Annotated in this window: 18 protein-coding genes; 9 read left to right on the top strand and 9 right to left on the bottom strand. The window is 70.8% G+C overall.

Annotated features, from left to right (window positions below; translation table 11 throughout):
• Positions 1-32: 32 nt before the first annotated feature.
• Entirely contained in the window at positions 33-1,076 is a 1,044-nt protein-coding gene (locus EEY80_RS02630; protein WP_126974976.1) for a class I SAM-dependent methyltransferase, read from the bottom strand.
• A gap of 112 nt (positions 1,077-1,188) precedes the next feature.
• Here EEY80_RS02630 and EEY80_RS02625 point away from each other — a divergent pair, with 112 nt between their 5' ends.
• The 3 genes from EEY80_RS02625 to EEY80_RS02615 all read left to right on the top strand — a co-directional run bounded on the left by EEY80_RS02625 (position 1,189) and on the right by EEY80_RS02615 (position 3,882).
• Positions 1,189-1,452 (top strand): type II toxin-antitoxin system ParD family antitoxin, encoded by a 264-nt coding sequence (locus tag EEY80_RS02625; protein ID WP_126974975.1) that lies wholly within the window; start codon positions 1,189-1,191, stop codon positions 1,450-1,452.
• A gap of 2 nt (positions 1,453-1,454) precedes the next feature.
• Positions 1,455-1,745: a type II toxin-antitoxin system RelE/ParE family toxin gene (locus tag EEY80_RS02620; protein ID WP_126974974.1), complete on the top strand. Its 291-nt coding sequence runs from the start codon at positions 1,455-1,457 to the stop codon at positions 1,743-1,745.
• Between the two features lie 97 nt (positions 1,746-1,842).
• The gene (locus tag EEY80_RS02615) at positions 1,843-3,882 is read left to right on the top strand and encodes an NADH:flavin oxidoreductase (RefSeq protein ID WP_126974973.1); all 2,040 of its coding nucleotides are present in this window, start codon (positions 1,843-1,845) and stop codon (positions 3,880-3,882) included.
• A 4-nt stretch (positions 3,883-3,886) separates the two neighbouring features.
• Here the strand turns inward: EEY80_RS02615 and EEY80_RS02610 are convergent, their stop codons facing one another.
• A complete protein-coding gene (locus EEY80_RS02610) occupies positions 3,887-4,600 on the bottom strand; it encodes a glutathione S-transferase C-terminal domain-containing protein (RefSeq protein WP_126974972.1) in 714 nt (237 codons plus the stop codon).
• Positions 4,601-4,742: 142 nt separating this feature from the next.
• On the opposite strand from EEY80_RS02610, the gene mscL reads away from it, so the two are divergent.
• Positions 4,743-5,180 carry a large conductance mechanosensitive channel protein MscL gene (gene mscL / locus EEY80_RS02605; RefSeq protein WP_164738111.1) on the top strand — a complete coding sequence of 146 codons (438 nt, stop codon included), beginning with the start codon at positions 4,743-4,745 and terminating at the stop codon, positions 5,178-5,180.
• A gap of 181 nt (positions 5,181-5,361) precedes the next feature.
• Here the strand turns inward: mscL and EEY80_RS02600 are convergent, their stop codons facing one another.
• Positions 5,362-6,114: a DUF1013 domain-containing protein gene (locus EEY80_RS02600; protein ID WP_126974971.1), complete on the bottom strand. Its 753-nt coding sequence runs from the start codon at positions 6,112-6,114 to the stop codon at positions 5,362-5,364.
• 128 nt (positions 6,115-6,242) lie between these two features.
• On the opposite strand from EEY80_RS02600, the gene EEY80_RS02595 reads away from it, so the two are divergent.
• Positions 6,243-6,890, top strand: coding sequence for a ribonuclease T2 family protein (locus EEY80_RS02595; RefSeq protein ID WP_126974970.1), 648 nt, complete (start codon positions 6,243-6,245; stop codon positions 6,888-6,890).
• 8 nt (positions 6,891-6,898) lie between these two features.
• Here EEY80_RS02595 and EEY80_RS02590 read toward each other — a convergent pair whose 3' ends face one another.
• Both EEY80_RS02590 and EEY80_RS02585 read right to left on the bottom strand, forming a co-directional pair.
• Entirely contained in the window at positions 6,899-7,867 is a 969-nt protein-coding gene (locus EEY80_RS02590) for an NAD(P)H-quinone oxidoreductase (RefSeq protein ID WP_126975105.1), read from the bottom strand.
• A 32-nt stretch (positions 7,868-7,899) separates the two neighbouring features.
• Entirely contained in the window at positions 7,900-8,637 is a 738-nt protein-coding gene (locus EEY80_RS02585; protein WP_126974969.1) for a COQ9 family protein, read from the bottom strand.
• 122 nt (positions 8,638-8,759) lie between these two features.
• On the opposite strand from EEY80_RS02585, the gene rpsU reads away from it, so the two are divergent.
• On the top strand, positions 8,760-8,966 hold the full coding sequence (rpsU, locus tag EEY80_RS02580) for a 30S ribosomal protein S21 (protein ID WP_011748553.1): 207 nt from the start codon (positions 8,760-8,762) through the stop codon (positions 8,964-8,966).
• A 128-nt stretch (positions 8,967-9,094) separates the two neighbouring features.
• On the opposite strand, the gene map is transcribed toward rpsU, so the two are convergent.
• On the bottom strand, positions 9,095-9,904 hold the full coding sequence (gene map, locus EEY80_RS02575) for a type I methionyl aminopeptidase (protein ID WP_126974968.1): 810 nt from the start codon (positions 9,902-9,904) through the stop codon (positions 9,095-9,097).
• 127 nt (positions 9,905-10,031) lie between these two features.
• On the opposite strand from map, the gene EEY80_RS02570 reads away from it, so the two are divergent.
• Genes EEY80_RS02570 through EEY80_RS02560 form a run of 3 tightly spaced genes read left to right on the top strand, consistent with a single transcriptional unit; the run spans position 10,032 to position 12,541 of the window.
• Positions 10,032-10,760, top strand: a complete 729-nt coding sequence (locus tag EEY80_RS02570) for a competence/damage-inducible protein A (RefSeq protein WP_126974967.1) — start codon at positions 10,032-10,034, stop codon at positions 10,758-10,760.
• A 20-nt stretch (positions 10,761-10,780) separates the two neighbouring features.
• Positions 10,781-11,458 (top strand): GNAT family N-acetyltransferase, encoded by a 678-nt coding sequence (locus EEY80_RS02565; RefSeq protein WP_126975104.1) that lies wholly within the window; start codon positions 10,781-10,783, stop codon positions 11,456-11,458.
• Positions 11,459-11,512: 54 nt separating this feature from the next.
• Positions 11,513-12,541, top strand: a complete 1,029-nt coding sequence (locus tag EEY80_RS02560) for an OmpA family protein (RefSeq protein ID WP_126974966.1) — start codon at positions 11,513-11,515, stop codon at positions 12,539-12,541.
• Positions 12,542-12,616: 75 nt separating this feature from the next.
• On the opposite strand, the gene EEY80_RS02555 is transcribed toward EEY80_RS02560, so the two are convergent.
• The 3 genes from EEY80_RS02555 to EEY80_RS02545 all read right to left on the bottom strand — a co-directional run bounded on the left by EEY80_RS02555 (position 12,617) and on the right by EEY80_RS02545 (position 16,963).
• A complete protein-coding gene (locus tag EEY80_RS02555) occupies positions 12,617-13,522 on the bottom strand; it encodes a LysR family transcriptional regulator (RefSeq protein ID WP_126974965.1) in 906 nt (301 codons plus the stop codon).
• Between the two features lie 169 nt (positions 13,523-13,691).
• Positions 13,692-15,743 carry an oxidoreductase gene (locus EEY80_RS02550; protein WP_235829685.1) on the bottom strand — a complete coding sequence of 684 codons (2,052 nt, stop codon included), beginning with the start codon at positions 15,741-15,743 and terminating at the stop codon, positions 13,692-13,694.
• 176 nt (positions 15,744-15,919) lie between these two features.
• On the bottom strand, positions 15,920-16,963 hold the full coding sequence (locus EEY80_RS02545) for an LLM class flavin-dependent oxidoreductase (RefSeq protein WP_126974964.1): 1,044 nt from the start codon (positions 16,961-16,963) through the stop codon (positions 15,920-15,922).
• Positions 16,964-17,027 lie beyond the last annotated feature (64 nt).

Below are 17,027 nucleotides of genomic sequence, written 5' to 3'. Positions count from 1 at the left end.
CCCGCGGCCTGTCGCGGACAGCATAGCGGATTTCAGCGCCGGCCGCGACTGGTCGCGCGCTGCGGCGCGGCAGGGGCGGCAGGCCGGGGCCGGCGCGATTGCGGTTGCGCGGCGCGGAACAGCTTGAACCCGCCCGAAACGGCGAGGGGCTCCACCTCGCGAAAGCTGGCGGCCAGCGCCGCCTCGTAGGGCAGCTGCCGGTTCGCCACCAGCCACAGCGTGCCCGAGCCGGACAGGATGCGCGCGGCGGCGGCGATGAAGGCCTGCCCCAGCGTCGGGTCTGTGGCGCGGCCCGTGTGGAAGGGCGGGTTGCAGACCACCGCCTGATAGGGCTCGCCCGCCGTCAGCCTTGTCGCATCGGCCCAGTGGAAGGCCGCGCGCGGGTCGTCGATGTTGGACCGGGCGCAGGCCAGCGCCGTGTGATCGGCCTCGATCAGGTCGAGCTGCGTCACCCCGGGCCGGGCCAGCACCTGCGCCGCGAGCCAGCCCCAGCCCGCACCCAGATCGACGACGCGGCCCTTCATCTCCACCGGCAGCGCGCCGGCCAGCAGCGCCGAACCGGCATCGACCGCCTCGGCGGAAAAGACGCCGGGCCGGGTGACGAAACCCGGCGCGGGGATCAGGTCGTCCGCCTGCCAGTCCGCCAGCGCCGCTGGATCGGCCGCGATGCGGACGCATTTGCCATGCGCCTGCGCCAGCGGGTCCGGGACCGGCAGCCGCGCCCGCAGGTCGCGCAGCATCGTGTCGATTCCGTCGGTCTTCTGCCCGTCGATCCAGACCGGGGCGCCGGGGCGGCAACGGGCCATCGCCTGCGCCACCCGGTCGCGGCCCTCCGCGCGGGATCGCGGCAGGAAGACCACGGCGGCGGCATGGTCCTGCCCCTCCGGCTCGGGCATCACGCGCAGCCCCCGCGCCGCCAGCGCATCGTGATCGGGGCGGAAGCCCTGCACCACGCGCAGCCGGTCTGCCGGCATCCCGGCCAGGTCGGCATCCCCCGCCGCGCCCAGCACCAGCACCGTGCCCTCCGAGGGCAGCGGTTCGGCCGACAGCGCGGTGGCCAGCCTCGTCTCTCTCATCGCGGCCTCCGGTTTCCGATCCGCCCCTATAGACCCGGCGGGGCACGGGTTCCAGCCCGTCCGTTGCATCATAGGTATGATCAAGTATGCTGAGCGGAAAGGAGGTGTCCCAATGCCCGCAGTCGAACGCATGACGATCACGATGCCGGTGGAACTGGCCGAACGGCTGCGCCAGACGGTCGCGGGGGGCGAATATGCCTCCACCTCCGAAGTGGTGCGCGAGGCGCTGCGCGACTGGACCCGCCGGCGCGACGCCGAGCGGCAAGAGCTGGAAACGCTGCGCGCGGCGATCAGGGCCGGACTGGACAGCGGGCCGGCGATTCCTGCGGAGCAGGTCTTCGCGGAACTGCGCGCCCGCTACGACAAGACGGCCTGATCTTGCCGCGCCTCGTCATCCTGCCGGCGGCGCGCGACGATCTGATCGAGATCGGCGACTTCATTGCGCAGGACAGCCCCGCGCGCGCCGTGTCCTTCCTTGCCGAGCTGCAGTCCCGGATGGCCGAGGCCGCCGCCCGCCCGGCCAGCTTTCCCGCCCGCGATGATCTTGTCGCGGGGCTGCGGTCGGCGCGGCACGGGCGTTACATGATCTTCTTCCTCTGCACCGAAGACGAGGTGCGCGTGGTGCGGGTGCTGCATGGCGCCCGCGACCTGTCCCGCGTCTTCGGCTGACCCCGCCGCCGCGGCGGGACCCGACCCGGACTGTCGCTTCTGGACCAGAGCCCGCCGCGCCCGCGCCGCAGCATGGGGCAGCCAGAGGAGCCAGCCGATGCAGAACGATCCGCTTCTTCAGCCCTACCGGCTGAAGCACCTGACCCTGAAGAACCGGATTATGTCGACCGCGCATGAACCCGCCTATTCCGAGGACGGGCTGCCGAAGGACCGCTACCGGCTCTATCACCGGGAAAAGGCGCGGGGCGGGATCGCGCTGACGATGACGGCGGGGTCGGCCATCGTCAGCCCCGACAGCCCCGAGGCCTTCGGCAACCTGCATGCCTACCGCGACGAGATCGTGCCATGGCTGGCGCGATTGGCCGAGGATTGCCACGAACACGACTGCGCGGTGATGATCCAGATCACCCATCTGGGCCGCCGCACCGGCTGGAACCGGGCCGACTGGCTGCCCGTCGTCTCGGCCAGCCCGGTGCGCGAGGCGGCGCATCGCGCCTTTCCGAAAGAGATCGAGGACTGGGACATCGACCGCATCGTCGCCGACTACGCGGCGGCGGCGCAGCGGATGCAGGCGGCGGGGCTGGACGGGATCGAGTTCGAATCCTACGGCCACCTGATGGACAGCTTCTGGTCGCCCGCCACCAACCGGCGCGAAGACGACTGGGGCGGCAGTCTCGACAACCGGCTGCGCTTTACCTGGGCGGTGATCGACGCGGTGCGGGGCGCGGTGGGCCCCGACTTCATCGTCGGCATCCGCATGGTCGCCGACGAGCAGATGGAGAACGGCCTCACCCGCGACGAGGGGGTGGAGATCGCGCGCCGCATCGCCGCCAGCGGCAAGTTCGACTTCATCAACCTGATCCGCGGCCATATCGACAGCGATGCCGCGCTGACCAATGTGATCCCGATCCAGGGCATGGCCAGCGCGCCGCATCTGGACTTCGCGGGCGAGGTCCGGGCGGCCACCGGCATCGCGATGTTCCACGCCGCGCGCATCCCCGACGTGGCGACGGCGCGCCATGCCGTGGCCTCGGGCAAGCTCGACATGGTGGGGCTGACCCGCGCCCATATCGCCGACCCGCATATCGTGCGGAAGATCGCGGCGGGGCTGGAGGATCGCATCCGCCCCTGCGTGGGGGCGACCTATTGCCTCGACCGGATCTACGAGGGCGGCGGCGCGCTCTGCATCCACAATGCGGCGACGGGGCGCGAGGCGTCGATGCCCCATGTCATCCCGCCTGCCGACAGGCCGGGCCGCGCGGTGATCGTCGGCGCCGGTCCCGGCGGGCTGGAGGCGGCGCGCGTGGCGGCCGAACGCGGCCACCGGGTGACGCTGCTCGAGGCCGCGCCGCAGCCGGGCGGGCAGGTCGGGCTGCTGGTCCGCCATCCCCGGCGGCGCGAGATGTGGGGGCTGATCGACTGGCGGCTGGCGGAACTGGACCGGCTGGGTGTCGATCTGCGCTGCAACAGCTATGCCGATGCCGACGACGTGCTGGCGCTGGACCCCGAGATGGTGGTGATCGCGACCGGCGGCCTGCCGCAACCGCCCGAGGCCGAGGGCGCGGATCTGGCGCTGACCTCCTGGGACGTGATCGCGGGCGATGCCCGGCCGGCGGGCCGGGTGCTGGTCTATGACGACGGCGCCGCCCATGCCGGGATCGGCGCGGCCGAGGTGCTGGCCCGCAACGGGGCCGAGGTCGAATATGTCGCCCCGGAACGCATGATCTCGCCCGATATCGGCGGCATGAACGTGGTGCCCTACCTCGCGGCGCTGCACCGGGCGGGGGCGCGGTTGACGCCCGCCTGGCGGCTGCGGACGATCCGGCGGTCGGGGAACGGCTTTGCGGTGGTGCTGGGGTCGGACTTCGCCCCCGGTGCGGTCGAGGAACGGCAGGTTGATGCCGTGGTGGTGGATCATGGCACCCGGCCGATGGACGAGCTGTACCGGGCGCTGAAGCCGCTCAGCCGCAATCGCGGCGCGGTGGACTATCCCGCGCTGACCGGTGGGGCGGGGCCGGTCTTCCCCGAGGCCGACCCGGCGGCGCGCTTTACGCTCTACCGGATCGGGGATGCGGTCCAGTCGCGCAACATCCACGCCGCGATCTACGACGCGCTGCGCTTCGGCATCCGCTGGTAGGGCGTCAGGGCCGGGGCGGCTGGTTCAGCCCGCGCTGCACTGCCGGGCGGGCAAGGAACCGGTCCAGATAGGCCGGCACATTCGCCAGATCGTCCCAGCCCACCAGTTCGGCGCCCTTGTAGGTCTCGCGCATCGCGCGCAGCCAGGGCGCGATCGCCATGTCGGCGATGGTATAGTCGCCGCCCATCACCCAGTCGCGCCCCTGCAGGCGCCGGTCCAGCACCCCCAGCAGCCGGCGGGCCTCGTCGGCATAGCGCGCCTTCGGGCGGGTATCCTCGATCTCCTTCCCCGCGAAGGCGTGGAAGAAGCCGAACTGCCCGAACATCGGGCCGATGCCGCCCATCTGGAACATCAGCCATTGCAGGCATTCATAGCGGGCGGCGCCGGCGGGCAGGAAGGTTCCGGTCTTCTCCGCCAGCCAGATCAGGATCGCCCCGCTTTCGAACAGCGGCAGCGGCCGCCCGTCAGGCCCCTCGGGGTCGATGATCGCGGGGATCTTGTTGTTCGGATTGAGGGAAAGGAACTCGGGGCTCATCTGGTCGTTCGTCTGGAACGACACAAGATGCGCATCGTAGGGCAGTCCCATCTCTTCCAGCGCGACCGAGACCTTGACCCCGTTCGGCGTGGGCAGGGAATAGAGCTGGATCGCACGCGGGTCGCGCGGCGGCCATTTCGCGGTGATCGGGAAGGCGGACAGATCGGGCGCGGCATCGGTCATGGCGGTCTCCTCGGTTTCCGGGGGCAGCCTAGCGGCCGGTGCGGCGAAAAGAACCCCTTGCGGGGCGCAAATCTGCTAGGGTCGACCTGCGCAGGCGCACAAGTGCCGCGTGAATGCAACGGACAGTGATCGGGGGCGTAACGTGCTCAAGGAATTCAGGGATTTCATCGCACGCGGCAATGTCATGGACATGGCCGTAGGGATCATCATCGGTGCCGCTTTCACCGCCATCGTCACCTCGATGGTGGCGGACCTCATCAACCCGGTGATCGGCGTCATCACCGGCGGCATCGATTTTTCCAACCTGTTCATCAATCTGGGCGACGGCGACTACGCCAGCCTTGCCGCCGCGAAAGAGGCGGGCGCGCCGGTCTTCGCCTATGGCAGCTTCCTCACCGCGGTGATCAACTTCCTGATCGTCGCCTTCGTGGTGTTCCTGCTGGTCAAGATGGTCAACCGCGTGAAGGAAGCCGCGCACAAGAAGGCGGAAGAGGCGCCGCCCGAGCAGAAACCCGCCGCCCCCTCGTCGGAGCAGCTGCTGACCGAAATCCGCGACCTGCTGAAATCCCGCCCGGTCTGACCGGCCGTCGCGACGGGGGTGCCCTCGGGCAAGAAGCCCGCCGCAGCATGGCAGGCGACCGGAATGACAAGGCCCGCATCCTTCCCGGAGGCGGGCCTGCTGCTTCTTGTCGGCACAAATATCCCGCGGGGGGTGCGGGGGGTGCGAAACCCCCCGCCGCGGCCCGGGCCGCGGCCGACGGTTACTTGTCGTCCTCGTCCTCGTCCTCATCCCCGCCCGGCAGGTTGAAGAAGCTGTCGGCGTCGGAGAAGTCCTTGGGCGCGGCTTCCTCGTCCTCGCGGCGGGTCAGGGTGAAGTTCTCGAGCCCGGCGATCGAGGAAGGGATGCGCGGTTCCGGCGCCATGCCCAGCGACTGTTCGGTGGACAGGAGCTTGCGCCGCTCGTCGTCAGACAGGGCCACGCCCTCGGTCGCGCGCTTCTTCGCCGCCTTCTGCACCGCGAGGTCGAGTTCCGACTGCCGGCACAGGCCAAGCGCCACCGGGTCGATCGGCTGCATGTTGGCGATGTTCCAGTGGGTGCGTTCGCGGATCGCCTGGATGGTGGGCTTGGTGGTGCCGATCAGCTTGGCGATGGTCGCGTCGGGCAGTTCCGGGTGGAACTTCACCAGCCACAGGATCGCGTTCGGCCGGTCCTGCCGCTTGGACAGCGGGGTATAGCGTGGGCCGCGGCGTTTCTCTTCGCCCGCGGCGGCCGGGTTATGCTTCAGCCGCAGCTTGTAGAGCGGGTCCTTCTCGCCCTTGTCGATCTCGGCCTGGTCGAGCTGGCTGTTCGCGATCGGGTCGAAGCCCTTGACGCCGGTGGCTACGTCGCCATCGGCAATCCCCTGCACCTCCAGCTCGTGCATCCCGCAGAAATCGGCGATCTGCTTGAAGCTGAGCGTGGTGTTGTCCACCAGCCAGACGGCGGTCGCCTTGGCCATCAGAGGTTTCGACATCGGATCACTCCTTTACAAATCTCTCCCGTGCCGGGAAAACGGCTGCGGGCCCGGGGCGCCGCCTTTCCTCGTTTTCGGGGGAAGTCATCGGCCCATATAGTGCCGTTGACCGCCCGAGGGAAGAGGAAATGCGCCACTTTGCCACCCCCGCCGCGCTGGTTCTGGCGGTCCTCGCGATGCTGGCGCGGCCCGCCGCCGCCGACCGGCCGGGGGAGTTCGCCTACTATGTGATGGCGCTGTCCTGGTCGTCGAGCTTCTGCCTGGCCGAGGGCGATGCGCGGGGCGAGGATCAGTGCGATCCCCGCCACGACCATGCCTTCATCCTGCACGGGCTGTGGCCGCAGCACGAGGTCGGCTGGCCTTCGGACTGCCGCAGCACGGCGCGCGACCCGTCCCGGGCCGAGACCGCGGCGATGGCCGATATCATGGGGTCCTCGGGCCTCGCCTGGCACGAATGGCAGAAGCATGGCCGCTGTTCGGGCGTCGACGCCGCGGGTTATTTCCGCCTGTCGCGCGAGGCCTTTGCCCGCGTCGAGATACCGCAGGTGCTGCGCGACCTCGACCGCGACGTGCGCCTGCCCGCCCGCGTGGTCGAGGAGGCGTTTCTGGAGTCCAACCCCGACCTCGCGGCGGACGGCGTCACCGTCACCTGCGGCGGCGGCATGATCCGCGAGGTGCGGATCTGCCTGACCCGCGACCTCGCGCCGCGCCCCTGCGGCAGCGACGTGGCGCGCGACTGCCGGATGACCGACGCGCTGCTGCCGGGCGTGCGCTAGGGCGGGCGTCAGGCTACCTTCAGCACGATCTTGCCGATATGGCCGGAGCTTTCCATCCGGGCATGGGCCTCGGCCGCGCGGTCCAGCGGGAATTCGCTGTCCATCACCGGCGACAGGCGGCCCGCCTCGATCAGCGGCCAGACCTGGGTGCGCAGGTCGGCGGCGATGCGGGCCTTGGCGAGTTCGGATTGTGGGCGCAGGGTCGATCCCGTCACCGTCAGCCGCCGGGCCATGATCTGCGCGAAGTTCACCTCGGCCGTCCGGCCTTCGAGGAAGGCGATCATCACCAGCCGCCCGTCATCGGCCAGCGCGCGCAGGTTGCGCGGGATATAGCTGCCGCCCACCATGTCGAGGATCAGGTCGGCCCCGTCCTCGGCGCGCAGCACCTCGACGAAATCCTCCTCGCGGTAGTTGATGGCGGTGGCGCCCAGTTCCGCGCAGGCGGCACATTTGGCCGGCGATCCGGCGGTGGCGAAGACGCGGGCGCCAAGCGCGCGGGCCAGCTGGATCGCCGTGGTGCCGATGCCCGACGATCCGCCATGCACCAGAAACCGTTCGCCCGCGCGCAGCCCGCCCCGCGTGACCACGTTCGACCAGACGGTGAACAGGGTTTCCGGCAGGCAGGCGGCCTCGCGCAGCGCCATCCCCTGCGGCACCGGCAGCGCATGGGCGGCGGAGGTGACGGCATATTCCGCATATCCTCCGCCCGGCAGCAGCGCGCAAACCGGGTCGCCCAGTTCCCATCCCGTGACGCCGGGGCCGAGCGCGGCGACATGGCCCGCCGCCTCCAGCCCCGGCAGGGGCGAGGCGCCGGGCGGCGGATCGTAGGCCCCGGCCCGTTGCAGCGCGTCGGGCCGGTTCACCCCGGCCCAGGCGATGCGGATCAGGATCTGCCCCGCGCCGGGTTCGGGCACGGGCCAGTCCGTCGGTTGCAGCGCCTCGGGCCCGCCGGGGGCGGCGATATGCATCGCGCGCATCGTTGCGGGCAGCGCGCCGGCCGACCCGCCGCTCACAACGAACCTTCCCGGCCGGGCAGGTCATCGGTGCGGCGCGGCGGCTTGATCTGGCCGGCCAGCCAGATCGGACCGGCGAACAGCGTGTGCAGCAGGCGGTTCTCGCGCACCTGCGCCTTGGCCTTCTCGATCTGCATCACGTTGTCGATGCGCCGGTCGAGGAAGGCCCAGGTCGCCGCCTGCCCCTCGCTGTCGTCGCCCAGCCAGTAGAGCACGGTCGAGGAATAGACCGCGGCCAGCGTCGCGCGCTTGGTGTACCAGTTCAGATCCTCGGCCGTGTCGCCGAGCGCGGTCCAGATCGCGTCTGCCGTGTCCCAGACCAGCCGGCTGCCGGTGGCCGCGTTCTGCGGCAGGGCGAACAGCGTCATCCCCCGGCGCACCGCCTCGCGGTCGGCGGTCTCCAGCCGCAGCCGCACGGCCCGCGCCACCCGGTCGCGAAAGCGCCATTCGGCCAGATCCTCCTGCGCCAGCGCCAGGCGCATCGCCGCGTCGCCGCGCCGGTGATAGGCCACGGCAAGGTCGAGCCCGCCGCGCGGGCAGGCCAGCCGCGCCATCGGCAGGTCGACGCCGGCATCGCGGGCGGCGGCGCGGAAGGTGGGCTCGGTCCAGCCGTCGAAGACGACATGCGGCAGGGCCGCGTCCAGCAACGCCTCGCGCGTGGCGGCAAGGGTGGGCGGTTCGGCCGCGGTGCGGCTGTCGCGGGCGGCTTCGGGGCCGGTCGGATCGGTGGTCATGGCGCGGTCTCCGGGTTGCGGGTTCCGGGTGTCGGGACAGTGGACAAGGTCCGGTCCCGCTGATATAGGGCGGCTTCCTGCAAGGACATGCAACTCTAACTTAGGAAGGTGGTGACAACCACATGCAGGTCAGCGTTCGCGACAACAATGTCGAACAGGCGCTTCGTGCCCTGAAGAAGAAACTTCAGCGCGAGGGCGTGTTCCGCGAAATGAAGCTCAAGCAGCATTTCGAGAAACCGTCCGTGAAGAAAGCCCGCGAGAAGGCCGAGGCCGTCCGCCGCGCCCGCAAACTGGCGCGCAAGAAGGCCCAACGCGAAGGCGCTCTCTGAGCGAATTCGACGGCTGGCGGGCCGCAAGGCCCTGTGACGCTGGCGGGGAAACCCGCAATCACGATCAACCCCCGGGGCGAAGGCTCGCGGGGGTTTTTCATGGGTGGCGGTCGGCCCGTCCGCCCGGCCTAGCCCCAGGTGGGGTGGAACCGCCCGCCGGGGCTGAGGGTGAAGATCTCGCAGCCGTCGGCCGTCACGCCCACCGAATGTTCGTACTGCGCCGACAGGCTCTTGTCCCGGGTCACGGCGGTCCAGTCGTCGGCCAGCACCTTGGTTTCGGGGCGGCCAAGGTTCACCATCGGCTCGATGGTGAAGATCATGCCTTCCTCCAGCGTGGCGCCGGTGCCGGGGCGGCCGTAATGCAGCACGTTCGGCGGCGCGTGGAACACCCGGCCCACGCCATGGCCGCAGAAATCGCGCACCACGCTCATCCGCTGCGATTCGACGTAGGTCTGGATCGCGTGGCCGATGTCGCCGAAGGTATTGCCGGGCTTCACCTTCTCGATCCCGATCATCAGCGCGTCATGGGTGACGTCGAGCAGCCGTTCCGCCTTGCGGCTGAGCGTGCCGGCCACATACATCCGGCTGGTATCGCCGAACCAGCCGTCGAGGATCACGGTCACGTCGATGTTGAGGATGTCGCCGTCCTTCAGCACCTTCGGCCCCGGGATGCCGTGGCAGACGACGTGATTGACGCTGATGCAGCTGGCATGGCGATAGCCGCGATAGCCGATGGTGGCCGAGGTGGCGCCCAGTTCGGTGACGCGGTTGCGGATGAAGTCGTCCAGCGCCTCGGTGGTGGCGCCCGGCTGCACCAGCGGCGCCACCTCGTCGAGGATGCGCGCCGCGCATTCGCCGGCCGCCTGCATCCCGGCGAAATCGCCCCGCTCGTAAATCCTGATGCCGTCCTTCGTCAGCCGGCCGCGCGGATCGTCCACCACGTCATCCCTTCCCTGCAACGCGGACTAGATAAGGGACAATTGCGCCCTTGGCCAGACCTGCGGCCTTTCCGAGCGCGGGGGTCGGGCCTATACCCTTGGCAGAGCCGCCAGCCGGAGATCCGCGATGCCCAACCCCACCGCCGCCATCCTCGTGATCGGGGACGAGATCCTGTCGGGCCGCACGCGCGAGGGAAATGCGCATTTCCTGGCCCAGGAACTGGCGCGGGTGGGCGTGGACCTGCGCGAGATCCGGGTGGTGCCCGACGATCACGCGGCCATCGTTGCGGCGGTGAACGCGCTGCGCGCGGGGCACGACCATCTGTTCACCTCGGGCGGGATCGGCCCCACCCATGACGACATCACCGCCGATGCGGTGGCCGCGGCCTTCGGCGCGGCGATCGGGGTGCGGGACGACGCGCGGGCGCTGATGGCCGCGCATTACGACAAGCGCGGGGTGGAGTTCAACGAGTCGCGGATGCGGATGGCCCGTATCCCGGACGGCGCCGATCTGATCGACAACCCGGTGTCGATCGCCCCCGGCTTCACCATCGGCAATGTCCATGTGATGGCGGGTGTGCCGCAGGTGTTTCAGGCGATGGTCGCCTCGGTCCTGCCGCGGATCACCGGCGGGCGGCCGCTATTGTCGCAGTCGCTGCGGGTGATGCGGCCCGAGGGCGAGGTGGCGGGCCGTCTGGGGGAACTCGCCGCCGCGCATCCGGGCGTCAGCATGGGCTCTTACCCCTTCGTGCAGGACGGGGCCTATGGCACCAACCTCGTGGTGCGCGGCCCCGAGGCCGAGGCGGTGTCGGCGGCGATGACGGCGCTGGCCGATGCCTTCGGTGGGCCCGCGTGACCGACGATCTGTTCGAGGCGATGGACGCGACCTGGCCCGCGGCGGCGCTGCACCGCGCCGGCGACTGGCTGCTGCGCGAGGGGCGGGGCGGCGGCAAGCGCGTCTCGGCCGCCAGCACCGCCCGGCCGGATGCCGACATCGCGGCGATGGAGGCGGCGCAGCAGGCCCTGGGCCAGCCGGCGCTGGCGATGATCCGTCCGGGGCAGGAGGCGCTGGATGCGCGGCTGGAGGCGGCGGGCTATCGCCTGGTCGATCCGGTGCTGCTGATGGCCGGGCCGGTCGATGCCGTGGCGGCGGGCGTGCTGACGCCGGTGACCGCCTTCGATGTCTGGCCGCCGCTGGCGATCCAGCGCGATCTGTGGGCCGAACAGGGGATCGGGCCGGAACGGCTGGCGGTGATGGCCCGCGTGGGGGGCGACAAGACGGCGATCCTGGGGCGCATCGAGGATCGTGCCGCGGGTGCGGCCTTCGTGGCCCGTGCGGGCGATCTGGCGATGGTGCATGCCGTCGAGGTGCTGCCGCCCTGGCGCCGGCGGGGGCTGGCACGGCAGATGATGCGGGCGGCGGCGCAATGGGCGCAGGCCCGGGGCTGCGCGCGGATCGCGCTGGCCGTCACTAGCGGGAACGCGCCGGCGCGCGCGCTCTATTCCGGGCTGGGGCTGGAGATTGCGGGCGCCTACCACTACAGGGTGCGATGACGCCCGGGTTTCGATGATGGCGGGCCGGAGGGCCTGTTCTGGCATGGGGTGCGGATGACCGTTTCTGCCCTTCGCCGGCTGTTGCTGGCCGTCGCGATCCTGTCCGCCCCGGCCGGCTTTGCGCAGGAGGGGGTGCCGGATGCGGCGCCGGATGGGACCCAGCCCCTGCCGCCGCCGCTGCTGCGCCCCCAGCGGGGCGAGCTGGCCGTGGCGCGCATCGAGCCGCTGTCGAGCCATCGCCTGCCGGTCGGTCCCTTCGCCGGCGGACGCGTCCCGGTGATCGAGCTCGAGGGCCGCATCGACCGGCGCGCGTGGCGGACGCCGGAGGAGGCGGGCCAGGGCGGGGCGGGGCAGGGTACGCTGTCCCTGCTCGCGCCGCTGCGCGACCGGCTGGTCGCCCTCGGCTTCACCCCGCTCTATTCCTGCGAGGCGCGCGATTGCGGCGGCTTCGACTTCCGCTATCGCGGCTTCCTGTTGCCGGAACCGGACATGCATGTGGATCTGGGCGACTACCGCTATCTCGCCGCCCGCCGGGGCGAGGGCGCGGCAGCCGAGTATCTGGAACTGTGGGTCAGCCGGTCCGACGCCGCGGGATATGTGCAGGTCACCGCCATCACGCCCGCCGGGGCCGAGGAGCCCGATGCGACCGACGCGTCGCCTGGCGCTGGCGCGGACCGGCCGTCAACCCCGCCCGATACCGGTGCCGCCGGCTTCGCGGCGGCGCTGGAAGACCGCGGTGCCGTGCCGCTGGACGACCTCGTCTTCGCCTCGGGCGCGTCGGGGCTGGCCGAGGGGGCGTTCGCCTCGCTTGCGGCGCTGGCCGCCTATCTGGACGCGCATCCCGACCGCAGCGTGACGCTGGTCGGCCATACCGACGCGACGGGCGGCCTGTCCGCGAATATCGCGCTGTCCCGCGCCCGGGCCGAGGCGGTGGTCGAACGGCTGGTCGACAGCTACGGCGTGCCCCGCGCGCGCCTGTCGGCCGAGGGCGCGGGCTGGCTGGCCCCGCGCGCCAGCAACCTGACGGACGAGGGGCGGGCCAGAAACAGGCGGGTCGAGGCCATGCTGACCTCGACCCAGTAGGCAAGTCCCTCGGGATTTGCGGGGACGCACGGCGCCCCTGATGATTGCGCGGCGCGCACGGCGCACCGCCGGTTCTTACCAGTGATCGGGTCCCTTGTCCGCAAAAGTCTCGGCCAGGAAGTCGATGAAGGCGCGCACCTTGGGCTGGGTGAACCGGCCCGGCGGATAGACGGCATAGATGCCCAGAACCTCTTGCGGCAGTTCGGGAATCGCGTCCACGACCAGCCCCTTGCGCATCGCGTCGGCATAGAGGAACGAGGGCAGGTAGGCGATGCCGAGGCCCGAGACCGCGGCATTCAGCAGCGACTGCCCGTCATTGACCGTCAGCCAGCCCGCCGTCCGCACCTGCCGCTTTTCGCCCGAGGCGGCGGTGATCCGCCAGACATTGGCGCTGGACTGGTTGGAGTAATGCAGCAGCTTGTGGTCGTTCAGGTCGTCGATCTTCTGCGGCCGGCCGTAGCGTTCGAAATAGTCGGGCGAGCCGATCATCCGGCGCACCGTGTCGGTCAGCTTGCGGGCGCGCAGGGTGGAATCCTCCAGCTCGCCGATACGGATCGCCATGTCGAAGCCTTCCGAGATCAGTTCGACATAGCGGTTGTTCAGCACCATGTTCACGGTGATCTCGGGGAAGGCCTGCAGGAAGTCGCCCAGCACCGGCGACAGCAGGCTGACCCCGAAATCCGTGGCGACCGAGATGCGCAGCAGCCCCGAGGGCGCCGATTGCATCGAGGTGACCAGCGCATCCGCCTCGCCCGCGTCGTTCAGGACCCGCCGCGCCCGGTCGTAATAGGCCAGGCCGATCTCTGTCGGGCTGACCCGGCGGGTGGTGCGGTTCAGCAGCCGCGCGCCCAACCGCGCCTCCAGCGCCGAGACATGTTTCGAGACGGCCGACTTGGAAATGCCCATCTTCTTGGCCGCGTCGGTGAACCCACCCTGATCCACCACCGTGGCGAACGCTTCCATTTCCGTCAGTCGGTCCATTGTGCACCTTCGATGAACACTCCAGCTCAGGACCGGGTATCGGCGACAAATCGGGCAGGATTGGGGAAAGGAGCCGGCATTTCCCGGATTTGTCGCCGGCGGGCAATCCGGCGCGGGGAGGCTGCTCCCCGGACCCAGCTCGGGATATTGCCTCAGGTGCAGGGCAGGGTCAGAGCGCCGCCGCCAGCCGCGCCGCCTGGTCTATGGCGCGCTTCGCGTCCAGTTCCGCCGCGACATCGGCGCCGCCGATGACATGCACCGTCCGGCCCTGCGCCGCCAGCGCCTCGGCCAGATCGCGGACGCTGTCCTGCCCTGTGCACAGGACCACCGTATCCGCCGGGATCAGCCGCGGCTCGCCGTTCAGCCGGATCTCCAGCCCCTCGGGCGTGATCCGGTCATAGCTTGCCCCGCCGATCATCTGCACGCCCTTCGCGGCAAGCGCGGCGCGGTGGATCCAGCCCGTGGTCTTGCCGAGCCCGCGTCCCGGCTTTTCCGGTTTGCGCTGCAACAGCGTCACCTGCCGTGTGGGGGGCGCGGGGTCGGGCGGGGCGAGGCCGCCCGGCACCTGCGCCGGGTCGCCCACGCCCCAGTCGCGCCGCCAGTCGTCCGGATGCAGCGTCGGGCTGTCGCCGGGCCGTTCGACCAGCCATTCCGCCACGTCGAAGCCGATGCCGCCCGCGCCCACCACCGCGACGCGCGGTCCCGCGCCCGCCGCGCCGGACAGAAGCCGGGCATAGTCGATGACCTCCGCCCCCGGTTCGATGGGGATGCCGGGATCGCGCGGGCGGACGCCGGTGGCGACGATCACCTCGTCGAAGCCCTCCAGCGCCTCGGGCGTGGCGGGCGTTGCCAGCCGCAGATCGACGCCGCGGACCCGCAGCATGGTGGCGAACCAGTCGATCAGCCCGGCGAATTCCTCCTTGCCCGGGATCGCGGCGGCATGGTTCAGCTGCCCGCCGATCCGGTCCGCGGCCTCGAACAGCGTCACCTCGTGCCCGCGTTCCGCCGCGACGATGGCGGCGGCCATGCCCGCCGGCCCCGCGCCCGCCACCGCGATCCGCCGGGCCTGCGGGGCGGGATCGTAGCGCAGCACCGTCTCGTGGCAGGCGCGCGGGTTGACGAGGCAGGACGTCAGCCGCCCCGAAAAGGTATGGTCGAGGCAGGCCTGGTTGCAGGCGATACAGGGGGCGATCTCTGCCGCGCGCCCCGCCTGCGCCTTGGCGATGAAATCGGGATCGGCGAGGAAGGGCCGCGCCATGCTGACCATGTCGGCCATCCCCCGCGCCAGCAGATCCTCGGCCACCTCGGGCCGGTTGATCCGGTTCGAGGCGATCACGGGGATGCCCACCTCGGGGCGCAGCCGGCCGGTCAGATGGGCGAAGGCCGCGCGGGGCACCGAGGTGGCGATGGTCGGCACCCGCGCCTCGTGCCAGCCGATGCCGGTGTTCAGCATGGTGGCGCCGGCCGCCTCGATGGCGCGGGCCAGCCGCACCACCTCGTCCCAGGTCGAGCCGTCGGGCACGAGGTCGATCAGGCTGATGCGGAAGATGACGATGAAGTCGTGCCCCACCGCCGCCCGGACCCGGCGCATCACCTCCACCGGCAGGCGCATCCGGTTCTCGAAGGGACCGCCCCAGCGATCCTCGCGCCGGTTGGTGTGCCGCACGATGAACTGGTTGAGGAAATAGCCCTCGGATCCCATCACCTCGACCCCGTCATAGCCTGCCTCGCGGGCGCGGGCGGCGGCGGTGACGATGTCGGCGATCTGCGCCTCGATCCCCGCCTCGTCGAGTTCGCGGGGCGGGAAGGGGCTGATCGGCGACTTGATCGCCGAGGCGGACACGCAGTCCTTCCCATAGGCATAGCGGCCCGCATGCAGGATCTGCATGGCGATCCGCCCGCCCGCCGCATGCACCCTGTCGGTGACGATGCGGTGATGGGCGATGTCTTCGGGCGTGAACAGTCCGGCCGCGCCGGGAAAGACCCCGCCTTCGCGGTTGGGGGCCATGCCGCCGGTGACCATCAGCGCGACGCCGCCCCGGGCGCGGGTCGCGTAGAACTCCGCCACCCGGTTCCAGTCGCCGGTTTCCTCCAGCCCCGTATGCATCGATCCCATCAGCACCCGGTTCGGCAGGGTGACATGCCCCAGATCGAGCGGCCGGAACAGATGCGGGTAGTCGGTCCCGGTCTCGGTCAAGGTCTCCGTCATGGCATCGGTCATGGCGCGGCCCCTCCCCTGGCGCTCCGCTGGCTGGACGCGACGGTGCCGCAGACCTACCGCCGCGTCATCCGGAACGCGGCGTCACGGGACGGTCCGGGGCAACTGCCCCTGAACCTGAACCGGCAATCCCGCGGGGGGCCGGGGCGCGCGATGGCCCCCCGGCGCCGCCATCCGCGTCAGGCCAGCAGGTCGCGCACCATCGGCACGACTTGCTCGCCATAGAGGCGGATGCCGTCCTGCAGCACCGAGGGCAGCTGCGGGCCCGCGGAGTATTTCAGGTCGAACCGGCTGACGCCGAGCGCGCGCACCGTCGCCGCGATCTTCTTCGCCACCGTCTCGGGCCCGCCGACATAGAGCGAGCCATGGGCGATCTCGCGTTCGAAATCCTCGCGCCGCAGCGGCGGCCAGCCGCGCGAGCCGCCGATCAGGTCGTGCATCTTCTTGTAACCGGGCCAGAAGCGTTCCTTCGCCTCGTCATCCGTGGGTCCGACATGGCCGGGGGAATGGATGCCCACCGGCAGCGCCGGCTTGCCCACCTGGTCCCAGGCCCGGTGCCACAGGTCGACGAAGGGGCGGAACCGGCGCGGATCGCCGCCGATCACTGCCAGCATCAGCGGCAATTCGTGGCTGACGGCGCGAATCACCGACTCGGGGCTGCCGCCGACGCCGATCCAGGCGCGCAGCGGGCGTTCCGGCCGGGGATGGACGGTCGCGCCCTTCAGTCCGGCGCGGGTGCGGCCTTGCCAGGTCACCGTGTCGTCGCGGATCAGCCGGGTGAAAAGGTCGAGCTTTTCCTCGAACAGAACCTCGTAGTCGGACAGGTCCTGTCCGAACAGCGGGAAGCTTTCGGTAAAGGAGCCGCGGCCGAGGATCAGTTCGCTGCGGCCCTCGGACAGCGCGTCGAGCGTCGCCGCGCGCTGGAACAGGCGCACCGGATCGTCCGAGGACAGCACGGTGACGGCGGTGCCGATGCGGATGCGGCGGGTGCGGGCGGCGATGGCGGCCATCACGATCTCGGGCGCCGAGACGGCGAAGTCGGCGCGGTGATGTTCGCCGATGCCGATGAAGTCGATGCCGAGCTCGTCGGCCAGCACCGCCTCGTCGACCAGGTCGCGCAGCACCTGGCCCTGCGGCAGCAGGCGGCCCTCGGAATCGGCGGTGACGTCGCCGAAGGTGTCGAGCCCGAGTTCGAGCGCGGTCGGATCTGTGGTCTGGGTCATCGTCATGTCCCCTGTTGAGCGTTGCGCCCTAGGTAGGCGGCGCACAGCAACCCGGCAACCTGTG

This window comes from Frigidibacter oleivorans (assembly GCF_003993775.1).
Lineage (GTDB): Bacteria > Pseudomonadota > Alphaproteobacteria > Rhodobacterales > Rhodobacteraceae > Frigidibacter > Frigidibacter oleivorans.
The sequence above is the reverse complement of the archived record's forward strand: the minus strand, read 5'-3'. Positions and strand labels throughout refer to the sequence as shown.

Coding starts and splice junctions, on each gene's coding strand:
- EEY80_RS02630 (WP_126974976.1), bottom strand. CDS start 1,076: ATGAGAGAGACGAGGCTGGCCACCGCGCTGTCGGCCGAACCGCTGCCC.
- EEY80_RS02625 (WP_126974975.1), top strand. CDS start 1,189: ATGCCCGCAGTCGAACGCATGACGATCACGATGCCGGTGGAACTGGCC.
- EEY80_RS02615 (WP_126974973.1), top strand. CDS start 1,843: ATGCAGAACGATCCGCTTCTTCAGCCCTACCGGCTGAAGCACCTGACC.
- EEY80_RS02610 (WP_126974972.1), bottom strand. CDS start 4,600: ATGACCGATGCCGCGCCCGATCTGTCCGCCTTCCCGATCACCGCGAAA.
- EEY80_RS02600 (WP_126974971.1), bottom strand. CDS start 6,114: ATGTCGAAACCTCTGATGGCCAAGGCGACCGCCGTCTGGCTGGTGGAC.
- EEY80_RS02595 (WP_126974970.1), top strand. CDS start 6,243: ATGCGCCACTTTGCCACCCCCGCCGCGCTGGTTCTGGCGGTCCTCGCG.
- EEY80_RS02590 (WP_126975105.1), bottom strand. CDS start 7,867: ATGCGCGCGATGCATATCGCCGCCCCCGGCGGGCCCGAGGCGCTGCAA.
- EEY80_RS02585 (WP_126974969.1), bottom strand. CDS start 8,637: ATGACCACCGATCCGACCGGCCCCGAAGCCGCCCGCGACAGCCGCACC.
- rpsU (WP_011748553.1), top strand. CDS start 8,760: ATGCAGGTCAGCGTTCGCGACAACAATGTCGAACAGGCGCTTCGTGCC.
- EEY80_RS02570 (WP_126974967.1), top strand. CDS start 10,032: ATGCCCAACCCCACCGCCGCCATCCTCGTGATCGGGGACGAGATCCTG.
- EEY80_RS02565 (WP_126975104.1), top strand. CDS start 10,781: ATGGACGCGACCTGGCCCGCGGCGGCGCTGCACCGCGCCGGCGACTGG.
- EEY80_RS02560 (WP_126974966.1), top strand. CDS start 11,513: ATGACCGTTTCTGCCCTTCGCCGGCTGTTGCTGGCCGTCGCGATCCTG.
- EEY80_RS02555 (WP_126974965.1), bottom strand. CDS start 13,522: ATGGACCGACTGACGGAAATGGAAGCGTTCGCCACGGTGGTGGATCAG.
- EEY80_RS02550 (WP_235829685.1), bottom strand. CDS start 15,743: ATGACCGATGCCATGACGGAGACCTTGACCGAGACCGGGACCGACTAC.
- EEY80_RS02545 (WP_126974964.1), bottom strand. CDS start 16,963: ATGACCCAGACCACAGATCCGACCGCGCTCGAACTCGGGCTCGACACC.